The 11,475-nt window shown below is 70.2% G+C and carries 14 protein-coding genes; 11 read left to right on the forward strand and 3 right to left on the reverse strand.

Translation table 11 applies throughout. The features are described 5' to 3' along the window. The first annotated feature begins 66 nt into the window (after window positions 1–66). Window positions 67–513 (forward strand): c-type cytochrome, encoded by a 447-nt coding sequence (locus AC3A6Y_RS05650; RefSeq protein ID WP_487867230.1) that lies wholly within the window; start codon window positions 67–69, stop codon window positions 511–513. 40 nt (window positions 514–553) lie between these two features. Here the strand turns inward: AC3A6Y_RS05650 and AC3A6Y_RS05655 are convergent, their stop codons facing one another. Next, window positions 554–1,051, reverse strand: a complete 498-nt coding sequence (locus AC3A6Y_RS05655) for a TlpA disulfide reductase family protein (RefSeq protein WP_487867231.1) — start codon at window positions 1,049–1,051, stop codon at window positions 554–556. Between the two features lie 113 nt (window positions 1,052–1,164). Between AC3A6Y_RS05655 and AC3A6Y_RS05660 the strand changes: the two genes are divergently transcribed. The 10 genes from AC3A6Y_RS05660 to AC3A6Y_RS05705 all read left to right on the forward strand — a co-directional run bounded on the left by AC3A6Y_RS05660 (window position 1,165) and on the right by AC3A6Y_RS05705 (window position 9,840). Then, window positions 1,165–1,713, forward strand: a complete 549-nt coding sequence (locus AC3A6Y_RS05660) for a hypothetical protein (protein WP_487867232.1) — start codon at window positions 1,165–1,167, stop codon at window positions 1,711–1,713. Further along, window positions 1,710–2,957 carry an MFS transporter gene (locus tag AC3A6Y_RS05665; protein WP_487867233.1) on the forward strand — a complete coding sequence of 416 codons (1,248 nt, stop codon included), beginning with the start codon at window positions 1,710–1,712 and terminating at the stop codon, window positions 2,955–2,957. Before AC3A6Y_RS05660 ends, AC3A6Y_RS05665 begins: the two co-directional genes overlap by 4 nt. Before the next feature lie 5 nt (window positions 2,958–2,962). Beyond that, window positions 2,963–3,418, forward strand: a complete 456-nt coding sequence (locus tag AC3A6Y_RS05670) for a PTS sugar transporter subunit IIA (RefSeq protein WP_487867234.1) — start codon at window positions 2,963–2,965, stop codon at window positions 3,416–3,418. Next, window positions 3,387–3,656 (forward strand): HPr family phosphocarrier protein, encoded by a 270-nt coding sequence (locus AC3A6Y_RS05675; RefSeq protein ID WP_487867235.1) that lies wholly within the window; start codon window positions 3,387–3,389, stop codon window positions 3,654–3,656. Before AC3A6Y_RS05670 ends, AC3A6Y_RS05675 begins: the two co-directional genes overlap by 32 nt. Window positions 3,657–3,728: 72 nt before the next feature. After that, window positions 3,729–5,540, forward strand: coding sequence for a phosphoenolpyruvate--protein phosphotransferase (gene ptsP / locus AC3A6Y_RS05680; RefSeq protein ID WP_487867236.1), 1,812 nt, complete (start codon window positions 3,729–3,731; stop codon window positions 5,538–5,540). A 101-nt stretch (window positions 5,541–5,641) separates the two neighbouring features. Next, window positions 5,642–6,106: a Spy/CpxP family protein refolding chaperone gene (locus AC3A6Y_RS05685; protein ID WP_487867237.1), complete on the forward strand. Its 465-nt coding sequence runs from the start codon at window positions 5,642–5,644 to the stop codon at window positions 6,104–6,106. Beyond that, window positions 6,099–6,575, forward strand: a complete 477-nt coding sequence (locus AC3A6Y_RS05690; RefSeq protein WP_487867238.1) for a DUF4260 domain-containing protein — start codon at window positions 6,099–6,101, stop codon at window positions 6,573–6,575. Before AC3A6Y_RS05685 ends, AC3A6Y_RS05690 begins: the two co-directional genes overlap by 8 nt. Before the next feature lie 109 nt (window positions 6,576–6,684). Further along, window positions 6,685–7,371: a response regulator transcription factor gene (locus AC3A6Y_RS05695; protein ID WP_487867239.1), complete on the forward strand. Its 687-nt coding sequence runs from the start codon at window positions 6,685–6,687 to the stop codon at window positions 7,369–7,371. After that, the gene (locus AC3A6Y_RS05700; RefSeq protein WP_487867240.1) at window positions 7,368–8,666 is read left to right on the forward strand and encodes a HAMP domain-containing sensor histidine kinase; all 1,299 of its coding nucleotides are present in this window, start codon (window positions 7,368–7,370) and stop codon (window positions 8,664–8,666) included. The genes AC3A6Y_RS05695 and AC3A6Y_RS05700 overlap by 4 nt, the downstream gene beginning before the upstream one ends. A gap of 130 nt (window positions 8,667–8,796) precedes the next feature. After that, entirely contained in the window at window positions 8,797–9,840 is a 1,044-nt protein-coding gene (locus tag AC3A6Y_RS05705) for an NADP-dependent oxidoreductase (RefSeq protein ID WP_487867241.1), read from the forward strand. A 9-nt stretch (window positions 9,841–9,849) separates the two neighbouring features. On the opposite strand, the gene AC3A6Y_RS05710 is transcribed toward AC3A6Y_RS05705, so the two are convergent. Together AC3A6Y_RS05710 and AC3A6Y_RS05715 are read right to left on the reverse strand one after the other, a co-directional pair. Beyond that, on the reverse strand, window positions 9,850–10,701 hold the full coding sequence (locus AC3A6Y_RS05710) for a DMT family transporter (RefSeq protein ID WP_487867242.1): 852 nt from the start codon (window positions 10,699–10,701) through the stop codon (window positions 9,850–9,852). Window positions 10,702–10,765: 64 nt separating this feature from the next. Further along, window positions 10,766–11,455, reverse strand: coding sequence for a helix-turn-helix transcriptional regulator (locus tag AC3A6Y_RS05715; protein WP_487867243.1), 690 nt, complete (start codon window positions 11,453–11,455; stop codon window positions 10,766–10,768). Window positions 11,456–11,475 lie beyond the last annotated feature (20 nt).

Raw genomic sequence — 11,475 nt, forward strand, 5'->3', positions numbered from 1 at the left:
CCCCCACCCTAAACTGGCCCGCGCCGCCATTCCCGCGGCGCTGCTCCCCCACAACAAGGAACCACGATGAATCGCTTTGCCTCGTTGACCCTGGCCGCGACCGGCGCCGTGCTGTGCCTGCCGGCCCTGGCCCAGTTCGCCAAGACCGAAGATGCCATCAAGTATCGCCAGAGCGCGATGTTCATCCAGAACTATCACATGAGCCGCCTGGGGGCCATGGCCAGCGGCCGCGCGCCCTACGATGCCGCGAGTGCGGCGGCGAACGCCGATGTGGTGGCGGAGATCTCGAAGCTGCCCTGGCTCGGCTTTGCGCCCGGCACGGAAGGCGGCAAGGCCAAGCCGGAGATCTGGAAGGAGCAGGCAAAGTTCAAGGAGCTCAGCGACAAGCTCATCAGTGAGACCGGCAAGCTGCAGGCTGCATCAAAGGCGGGCAACCTGGACGCGCTCAAGACCGCGGTCTCGGCGGTGGGCGAGACGTGCACGTCCTGCCACGACAGTTTCCGTCGCAAATAAAGCAAGGAGCGCGGCCGAATGACGCCGCCCCGCTGCCGGCCTACGCTTCGGCCAGCAGCTTCTCGATCAGCCGGTGCAACTCGGCAAAATCGGGCTCGCCGACGTAGCGCTTCACGATCTCGCCGCGCTTGTTGACGATGTAGGTGGTGGGCGTCAGCTTCACGTCGCCCCAGGCCTGGGCCACCGCGCCGGTGTTGTCGATCGCCACCTTGAAGGGCAGCTTGCGCGTTTGCGCGAAGTTCACCACGTAGCTGGGCGGGTCGTAGCTCATGGCCACCGCCAGCGTGTCGTACCCGCGGTCCTTGTACTTGTCGTAGGTGGCGATCACCTTGGGCATCTCGGCCACGCAAGTGACGCAGCTGGTGGCCCAGAAATTGACGAGGGTGACCTTGCCCTTGAGATCGTCCGTGCTCTTCTTGCTGCCGTCGAGCAGCACGAAGGTGGAGGCCGGCGCGGCCGACACGCCCGAATCGAGGTACACGCCGACGCCGACAGCCAGGGCGATGGCGATTGCGGCGGCGGGGACGAGCTTTTTCATGGGCCAGCGGTGGAGCAGAGCGGGGGGATTTTAGTTCCGTAGGACGGGCCGCGCCTGCCGGAGGGCCTTCCGCAGCAGGGTGCGCGGAGGAGCGGTTCGATAATCGGCCTCCGATGCCCCTTTCGTTCCGTTCCCGATGGGCGCCGCTCATCGTCTTCACAGCGGCGCTCGGCGCTTGCAACCCCGTTTTCAACTGGCGCGAAGTCCCGATCGCGGACGATGGCCTGGTTGCGTTGCTGCCTTGCAAGCCCGACCACGCCACGCGCAACCTGCCCCTTGGCGGCGGCAGCGCATCGGTGGTGGTCGACATGACAGGCTGCGAGGCCGGAGGCGCCACTTTCGCAGTGGCCCATGCCACCGCCGAAGACGCCGCCCAGGCCGACGCGTGGATGCGCGCCTGGCGCGCCGCCACCCGCAGCCAGCTGTCCGGCGCCGCGATCGTCGAGACGCCGGCCACGCTCCCCCGAGCCGCGGTCTCCCCGGCGCCGGTGCGCTTCGAGCTGCCGCAGCAGCAAGGCGCGGGCGGCCCGGCGCCTGCCCAAATGCTCTGGTTCGCCCAGCAGCGGGCCGGCAAAGTGGCGCTCTATCAGGCGACCGTGCTGGGCCGCCCCGCATCGGCCGAGGCACCGGGCGTCTTCTTCGAAGGGCTGCGGCTCCCATGAGCTGCCGGGCGAGCGACCTGCTCACGGGGCACGGGCGCTGTGCGGCGGTCTTCCTCGCTTTTGCCTTCGCCTACTTCCTCTCCACGCTGATCCGCGCCATCACCGCCACCCTCTCGCCCACGCTGACGGCGGAATTCGAGCTGCACGCGCGCGACCTCGGCCTGCTGGCCGGCGGCTACTTCCTGGGCTTTGCCTTCACCCAACTGCCCATGGGCACCTGGCTCGACCGTCATGGTCCCAAGCGGGTGATCCTGTACTTCCTGTCGGCCGCCGTGGCCGGCTGCCTGCTGTTCTCGGCGGCGACCCAGTTCTGGGTGTTGATGGCGGCACGTGTGCTCACCGGCGTAGGCGTCAGCGCCTGCCTGATGGCGCCGCTGACCGGCTATCGGCGGTGGTTCGATCCGCCGCTGCAGCTGCGTGCCAATTCGTGGATGCTGATGGTCGGTTCGCTGGGGCTGGTGGGTGCCACGCTGCCCGTGCGCCTGCTGATGCCCATCACGGGATGGCGGCCGCTCTTCTGGTTGCTCGCCGCCGGGCTGCTGCTCGCCATGCTGTTGATCGCGTGGGCCGTGCCTGCGTGGCGCCCGGCCGGCGGCGAGGCCTCTGCGGCCCCTTCGGACGGGGGCTATTCCGCCGTCTGGCGCGATCCCTTCTTCCGCAAGCTCGTTCCCCTCGGCTTCTTCAACTACGGCGGCTTCGTCGCCATGCTGACGCTCTGGGTCGTTCCCTGGCTCACCCGGGTGGCAGGCTATGCGCCGCACGAGGCGGCCGATGCGCTGTTCCAGATCAGCATCGCGATGCTGGTCACCTACTGGCTGTGGGGCGTCGCCACGCCCTGGCTCGCGCGCCGCGGCGTCCCCACCGACCGGCTGATCGGCTGGGGCCTGCCGTTCAGCATGCTGGCACTGGCCGCCATCCTGGTGCTCGGTCCGGCCGCGGGCACGCTGGCCTGGATGGTCTTTCTCTGCGGTTCCACCGTCGTCGCCCTGGCTCAGCCCGCCGTCGCCATGGCGCTGCCCCCGGCTCTGGCCGGACGGGCGCTCTCGGCGTACAACCTCGTGGTGTTTCTCGGCGTTTTCGTGGTTCAGTGGGGTGTCGGCCTGCTGGTCGACCTGTTCGGCCGGGCCGGCTTCGATGCGCCCGGCGCTTTCCGGGGCGCACTGGGGCTGTTCCTGGGATGCTGTTTGTTATCTTATTTCTACTTCCTTTGGGCGCCCCCGCATAATCGACGAACAAGCCCCTGACCCGCATGAACAGCATTTTCATCGTCGCCCACTCGCCGCTTGCCCAGGCGTTGCGGCAATGCGCGCTGCATGTGTTCCCCGACAGCGAATCCTCGATCGCGGCGCTCGACGTCCTGCCCAACGTCTCGCCCGACGAAACCCTGGCTGCCGCGCGCATCACCCTGGCCCAGCTTCAGCACACGCCGCGCTCGCAGGTGCTGGTGCTGGCCGACGTGTTCGGCGCCACCCCTTGCAACGTGGCGCAGAAGCTGGTCGACGGCGTGCGCTCGCGCCTGGTGGCCGGCGTCAACCTGCCGATGCTGCTGCGTGCCGTAAGCTACCGCAATGAACCGCTGGAGACGCTGGTGCAGCGCGCGCTCACCGGCGGCACTGCGGGCGTGATGCAGGTGGCGGTGGCGGCGCCCCAGAACCAGGCAAGAAGAAAGCACAGTGATCAAGAAATCCGTGACCATCAGCAATAAGCTGGGCCTGCATGCACGGGCCTCGGCCAAACTCACCAAGATCGCGGGCAGCTATCCATGCGAGGTCTGGCTGGCGCGCGGGGACCGCCGCGTCAATGCCAAGAGCATCATGGGCGTGATGATGCTGGCCGCGGGCGTCGGGGTGACGGTCGACGTCGAGACGGACGGCGAGCAGGAGCAGGAAGCGCTCGACGCCATCGTCGCATTGATGAACGACAAATTCGGGGAAGGCGAATAGAGATGGCTCACCTCCAGGCTTTCTCGCCTTCGATCGGCGCGCTGCCCGCGCTTTCGTCCTGAGGGTGCAGCCATGACCTTCGCTGTCCATGGCTTGCCTGTCGCCCGTGGCATCGCCATCGGACGCGCGGTGCTCGTCGTGTCGAGCCGCATCGACGTCGCTCACTACTTCATCAAGCCGGAAGAGGTCGAAACCGAGATCGACCGGGTGCGCATCGCGCGCAACGCGGTCGCCGAGGAACTCCAGAAGCTGCAGGCCAGCGTGGCGCTGATGGGCCCCAACGATGCGCCGCACGAGCTCGCCGCGTTGCTCGAGGTGCACCTGATGCTGCTGCAGGACGAGGTGCTCACCAGCGGCGTCAAGCACTGGATCGTGGAGCGTCTCTACAACGCCGAGTGGGCGCTGACCACCCAGCTGGAGGTGGTCGCGCGCCAGTTCGACGAGATGGAGGACGAATACCTGCGCGAGCGCAAGGCCGACCTCGAGCAGGTGGTCGAGCGCCTGCTGCACCGCATGAAGGGCACGGCCGCAGTGCTGGCGCCGACGCCGCCGCGGCGCAAGCGCACCGACGAGGACGACGACAGCGATCCCACCGCCCGCGATGCGATCGACGCTCCGCTGGTGCTGATCGCCCACGACCTCTCGCCGGCCGACATGCTGCAGTTCAAGAAGAGCGTGTTCGCCGGCTTCGTCACCGACGTGGGCGGGCGCACCTCGCACACCGCGATCGTCGCGCGCAGCATGGACATCCCGGCCGTGGTCGGCGCGCGCAGCGCCAGTCAGCTGGTCCGGCAGGACGACTGGGTCATCATCGACGGCGATGCCGGCGTGGTGATCGTCGATCCCTCTCCCATCATCCTGGCCGACTACGGCTTCAAGCAGCGCCAGGGCGACCTCGAGCGCGGGCGTCTGGCGCGCCTGCGCCACAAGCCGGCCGTCACGCTCGATGGCCAGAAGGTCGACCTGCTCGCCAACATCGAGATGCCCGAGGACACGCTGGGCGCCGTCAAGGCCGGCGCGGTCGGCGTCGGCCTGTTCCGCAGCGAGTTCCTGTTCATGGGCCGCGAGGCCCAGCGCCTGACCCGCCTGCCCGACGAAGAAGAGCAGTACCAGGCCTACAGGCGCGCGATCGAGGGCATGCAGGGCATGCCGGTCACCATCCGCACCATCGACGTGGGCGCCGACAAGCCGCTGGATGGCCGGGCCGTGCGCGACGACGAGGCGCACCTCAACCCCGCGCTCGGCCTGCGCGCCATCCGCTGGAGCCTGGCCGACCCCGCGATGTTCCTGACCCAGATCCGCGCCATCCTGCGGGCGGCCGCGCATGGCGAGATCCTGATGCTCATCCCCATGCTCGCGCACGCCAGCGAGATCCGCCAGACGCTGGCGCTCATCGACTTCGCGCGCGCCGAGCTCGATCACCGCGGCGTGGTCCACGGCAAGGTCAAGCTGGGCGCCATGATCGAAGTGCCGGCCGCGGCGCTGACGCTCAAGATCTTCCTCAAGCACTTCGACTTCCTGTCGATCGGCACCAACGACCTGATCCAGTACACGCTGGCCATCGACCGCGCCGACGAATCCGTGGCCCACCTCTACGATCCGGCCCATCCGGCCGTGCTGCGCCTGGTCGCCGAGACCATCGCCGAGTGCCAGCGCCAGGGCAAGGGCGTCAGCGTGTGCGGAGAGATGGCCGGCGACGTCGCCTTTACGCGGCTGCTGCTGGGCATGGGCCTGCGCAGCTTCTCGATGCACCCCTCGCAGATCCTCGCGGTCAAGCAGGAGGTGCTGCGCGCCGACACGAGCAAGCTCGAGGCCTGGACGCAGCAGGTGCTCGAGGCCGACGACCCGGCCGCCCTGCTGGCGCCCGCGGCCGCGCCGCAATAAAACGAAACACGCCGAAACTGCCGCGAAAGGACTTCGCGGCCGCCGGCTCGCACCATCGAGTCTCCCTGATCGATCCCGATCGCACTGCAAGGAAGACTCTCATGAAAACCTGGTTCAAACGTTCCCTCTTCGGTTTTGCCGGCGCCGCGCTGCTCGCCGGCAGCTTGGCCGGCTGCTCCAGCTATCGCCACGGTTGGGGCGGCGGCTCCGAGCAGGACCGCGCCGAATTCCGCGCCCGCATGGTCGAGCGCGTGGGCAGCAAGCTCGACCTCGACGCCACGCAGAAGCAGAAGCTCAACGTGCTGGCCGAGAAGATCCAGGCCCAGCGCCAGGCGCTGCGCGGCGGCGGCGACCCGCGCTCGGAATTCCGCGCGTTGTTCGCCGGCGCCAAGCTGGATCAGGCGCGGGCGAAGAAGCTGGTCGAAGACAAGACCGCCGCCATCCAGTCCGGCAGCCCCGAGGTCATCGCAGCGGCCGCTGACTTCTTCGACAACCTCAACCCGGCGCAGCAACAGAAGGTGCGCGAATTCATGGAACGCGGTCGCCGCTGGCATCGCCATGGCTGATCTGTCTGCACCAGGGCTGCGGGCCGCGAGGGTGCTCGCCAACCCGCCCTGGGCCGGGCCGGCGGCCGACGCCCGGAACGCCTTGCCCGGCGCCACGCTGGGCGGGGTGCGCATCCTGCTGCGCCTCGAAGGCCTGGCCGTGCTCGCAGCGGCGGTGGCTGCCTACATGCATCTGGGCGCCGGCTGGGGGGCCTTCGCCATGCTGTTCCTGCTGCCCGACCTGAGCTTCCTCGGCTACCTGGCCGGGTCGCGCGCGGGTGCCATCGCCTACAACGCGGCGCACTCGTACATCGGCCCGGTCGCCCTGCTGGGGCTGGGCCTGGCCGGCGACGCATCCGTCGCGCTGGCGCTGGGGCTGATCTGGAGCGCGCACATCGGCCTGGATCGCGCGCTGGGCTACGGTCTCAAGTACGGCAGCGAGTTCGGCGCCACCCATCTCGGCCGCATCGGCCGAGCGGACCCGTGGTGAGCCCGGCGCCGCGGGACCGCGACGGGCTGCGGTCCCGCGGGCCGGCGCTGCGATGGCCGCCGGCCTGATCACCGGCCTGCTCTTCGCCGCTAGGCACAATCACGACCGCATGCACCGCATCCTGCTGATCGACGACGACGAGCACCTGGCCGCGCCGCTGGCGAGCTACTTCGCGCGCTTCGACTGCGTGCTGGAGAGCGCCCAGCGCCCCAGCGAGGGCCTGGCCAAGCTGCGGGCCCACGCTTACGACGCCGCCATCCTCGACGTCATGCTGCCCGAGATGGACGGCTTTGCACTGTGCCGCGAGATCCGCAAGGAGAGCGACATCCCGATCGTGATGCTGACCGCCCGCGGCGACGTGATGGACCGGGTGGTTGGCCTGGAGCTCGGCGCCGACGACTACCTGCCCAAGCCCTTCGAGCCGCGCGAGCTGGTGGCGCGGGTGCAGACCATCCTGCGCCGCCAGCGTGCCATGCCGGCCGCGGCGCCCGCGCAGCGCCGGGTGTTCGAGGGCCTCTCGATCGACCTCGACCGGCGCGAGGTGCTGCGCCAGGGCGAGCGCGTGGAGCTGACCGGCACCGAGTTCGAGCTGCTGGCCCTGCTCGCCGACCCGCCCGGCAAGGTCTGGAGCCGCGACGACATCCTGAACCGCCTGCGCGGCCACGAGGCCGAGCTCTATACCCGCGCCGTCGACATCGTGGTGAGCCGCCTGCGCAAGAAGCTGGAGCCGCTGGACTGCATCAAGACCCTGCGCAACGCCGGCTACATGCTCGCAGTCGGCAAGAGCGATCCGTGAACCCGAATCGCCGGCATCCGCACCGCCACTGGCGCCACCGCTGGCGGCATTCGCTGCGGCTGCGTCTGATCACCGTCTTCGTGCTGCTTGCGATGGCCATGGCGGCGGTGTTCCTGGGCGGCATGCAGCGCGCCTTCTCCACCGGCTGGCGCGGCGCCGCGCAGCCGCTGGTCGGCGACTACATGGACCGCCTGGTGGCCGAGCTCGGCACGCCGCCCGACGTGGCGCGTGCCGAGGCGCTGGCCACGCGGCTGCCGATCTCCATCCGCATCGAGGGCCCGGTGGTCAACTGGGACTCGCATCCGCAGCGCCGTTGGCGCAGTCACGGGCCGGGCAGAGGCGACTGGCTCACGCGCAGCACCGCCGACGGCCATCGCGTGACTTTCGGCCTCGGCACCCTGCCGTGGCAGCGCGAGCCGCACGGCATCGGCTGGATCACGCTGGCGATGCTGCTGGCCCTGATCGTGATCGCCTACGCCTACGTGCGCCGCCTGCTGCGTCCGCTGGACGACATCCGCGCGGGCGCCGAGCGCTTCGGCCGCGGTGCCTTCGACCAGCCCATTCCGCTGCGCCGGCGCGACGAACTGGGCGACCTGGCGCAGCGCATCAACACCATGGCGCACGACATCCGGGGCATGCTCGACGCCAAGCGCGCGCTGCTGCTGGCGCTGAGCCACGAGCTGCGTTCGCCGCTCACGCGCGCGCGCCTCAATGCCGAGCTGCTGCCCGCCACGCCCGAGGGCGAGGCCGAGCGCGCCGCGCTCTTGCGCGACCTGGCCGAAATGCGCGACCTGATCAGCGACCTGCTCGAGAGCGAGCGCCTTGCCAGCCCGCATGCGGCGCTGCAGCGCGAGCCGGTCGACGTGGCGGGGCTGGTGCGCGAGGTGGTGGCCGAGCATCCCGAGGGCGGACGCGTCGTGCTCGACATCGCCGAGGGCCTGCCGGCGTTGCCGGCGGACCGTCTGCGCATTCGGCTGCTGGTGCGCAACCTCCTCGAGAACGCGCTGCGCTACGGCGGCGATGCGCCCGAGCCGCCGCGCATCGCCTTGCGCGCGGAAGGGCAGGGCGGCATCGCGCTGGAGGTGCGCGACTTCGGCCCCGGCGTCGATGCCGATCAGCTCGAGCACCTGACCGAGCCTTTCTACCGCACCGACAGCGCCCGCCAGCGCGCCACCGGCGGGGTCGGGTTGGGCATGTACCTCTGCCGCCTGGTGGCCGAGGCGCATGGCGGCTCGCTCACCGTGCGCAACGCCCACCCGGGCCTGGCGGTCAGCGCCGTGCTGCCTGCCGCCTGAACTCGCCGGGGCTGCAGCCCGAGCGGTCGCGCAGCGATGGCGCTTGCCGGCTGTCGCCTGCGCTACCGCCGCGCCTCGCGGCCGGGGCTACGATGCCTCCCCCGTACATCCCCAGGCAGGAGAGATTCCCATGAGCAGCACCCTCAGCAATCGCCAGGTCCGCCTCGCCAAGCGCCCCGAAGGCGCGGCCACCCGCGACAACTGGCAGTTCACCACCGAGCCGGTCGGCGAACCGGCCGAGGGCGGCGTCCTGGTCAAGATCCTGTCGCTCTCGCTCGACCCCGCCATGCGCGGCTGGATGAACGAGGGCAAGAGCTACATCCCGCCGGTGGAGATCGGCGCCGTCATGCGTGCCGGCGGCGTCGGCCGCGTGATCGCCTCGCGCAACCCGGCCTTCGCGGTCGGCGACACCGTCTACGGCACGCTGGGCGTGCAGGAGTACATCCTCATCCCGCAGGAAGACATCAAGCGCAACGGGCTCGTCAAGATCGACCTGCGCGCCGGCTCCATCACCCAGTGGCTCAACGTGCTGGGCATGCCGGGCATGACCGGCTACTTCGGCCTGATGGACATCGGCGAGCCCAAGCCCGGCGAGACGGTGGTGGTGTCGGGCGCCGCCGGCGCGGTCGGGCAGACGGTGGGCCAGCTGGCCAAGATCAAGGGCTGCCGCGCCGTCGGCATCGCCGGTGGCCCGGAGAAGTGCGACTGGGTGGTCAAGGAACTGGGCTTCGACGCCTGCATCGACTACAAGGCCGGCCCCTCGGCCGTGCGCGACGGCCTGAAGACGCACTGCCCCAAGGGCATCGACATCTACTTCGACAACGTCGGCGGCGAGATCCTCGATGCCGTGCTGGCCCGGCTGGCGCGCGGCGCGCGGATCATCATCTGCGGCGCGATCAGCCAGTACAACAACGCCAACAGCGCTCCTGCGCAGGGCCCGAAGAACTACCTGAGCCTGCTGGTGAACCGCGCGCGCATGCAGGGCATGGTGGTGTTCGACTACGCCGACCGCTACCCCGTCGCCGTGGCCGAGATGGCCACCTACCTGAAGGACGGCCGAATGAAGAGCCGCGAAGACGTGGTCGAGGGCATCGACACCTTTCCGGAGGCGCTGACGCGGCTGTTCACGGGGCAGAACTTCGGCAAGCTCGTGTTGCAGGTGGCGAAGGACTGAGCCGGGCCGTCAAGCCCGGATCCGCGACCCCATCATCGCCGCCGACAGGATCAGCAACGCCGCCAGTGCGATGGTCCAGCTCAGCGGCCGCTGCGTGACCAGCATCAGCAGGGCCGTCGAGGCCAGCGGCGTGATGTAGCTCAGGATGCCGATCTGCCGCGCGTCGCCGCGTTTGAGCGCCATGTCCCACAGGAAGAAAGCCGCGCCCAGCGGCCCCAGCCCGCACAGCCCCACCAGCAGCCAGTCGCGCGCCGAGAGCGATGCTTGCGGTTCCAGCAGCGCATGGCAGGCGAGCGCCAGCGCGCCGGACACCAGCCCGAACAGCCCGATGGCCGTGGTCGGGAAGGCGGCCACCCGCTTCGTCCATAGCGAATAGCTGGCCCAGATGAAGGCCGAGCCCAGCGCGGGCAGGAAGCCCCAGTAGCCGGCATCCGTGGCCGCCGGCCCGGCATTGCGCGCGCCGAGGATCGCGATCGCGGCCCCCGCGAAGCCCAGCAGCGCTGCCGCCAGGTGCAGCGGGCGCAGCGACAGCCCCGGCAGCAGCGCCGGCGCCAGCACGACCATGAAGAGCGGCCACAGGTAGTTCACCAGGTTGGCCTCGACGGGCGGTGCGTGGCGCAGTGCGATGAAGAGCAGGAAATGGAAGCCGAACAGGCCGTAGATGCCCAGCGCGAGCGTGCGCGCCGGCACGGCCCACGCCTGGCGATTGCGCAGCACCGCCGGCCAGCTCATCGCGCTGCCGATCATCAGCGCGAGCCCGGTCAGGAGGAAGGGCGGCAGGTGCGAGAGCGACGTGCCGAGCGAGGCGAGCGTGCCCCAGAGGGCAATGGCAGCGAGGGCGTACAGCGTGGCGGCGGACATGCGCCCGAGCTTAAGCGGCGGGCTCGTCGCGAAACGACGGCGCATCGTCGGGAAACGACGGTCTTCAGCGCTTTCGAAGGGCCGCGGTGAGCGCGGAGGGCGAGCGGTAGCCGGTGCGGCGGGCCGTCTCTGCGACGCTCATCCCGCCCGTGCGCAGCTGCCTGGCCTGCAACAGCCGCTGGCTTCGCAGCCATTGCATGGGTCCCATGCCCTGCTCGTCACGGCAGCGCTGGGCGAACTGGCTGGGGCTCAGGCACGCGACCGCCGCGAGGTCGGCGACGCTCAAGGGCCGGTGCCAGCGCGCTCGTGCCCACGCGGCGAGGGCCGGCCAGTCGATGGCGCGCCGGCGGCCGTTCGGAACCTGGGGCCCCCAGGCCTCCAGCAGCAGCGCCGGTGCGTGATGCAGCGCGGCCGGGGGAGGGGAGGTCTGCGTCACGCACAGCGCGAGAAAGCGCGCCAGCGACAGGAGCTGCGGCGCCATCGGCGTACGTCCGGCGCACTGGGCCCACAGGTCCTGGGTGGTGTCGAGCACGAGGCATCGGCTGCCGGCGCGCGATTCGAAGTCGTGGCGCTCGCCGGGCGTCACCACCCAGCCATCGCCGGCGCCGACGCGGCGGCCGCGTCCCTCGACCTCCAGTTCCAGCACGCCCTCGACGCCGACCAGCACCTGGAAGTGCTCATGCGCATGGCTGCCGCGCGCGGCGTCGTAGCGCCGCAGCGACAGCGCGGTGGAGAAGGGGGCGTGTGCGGGCATGGCTGGCTATTCTCCGCGCG

The sequence above is a fragment of the Variovorax sp. Soil_C_17 genome (assembly GCF_057657265.1).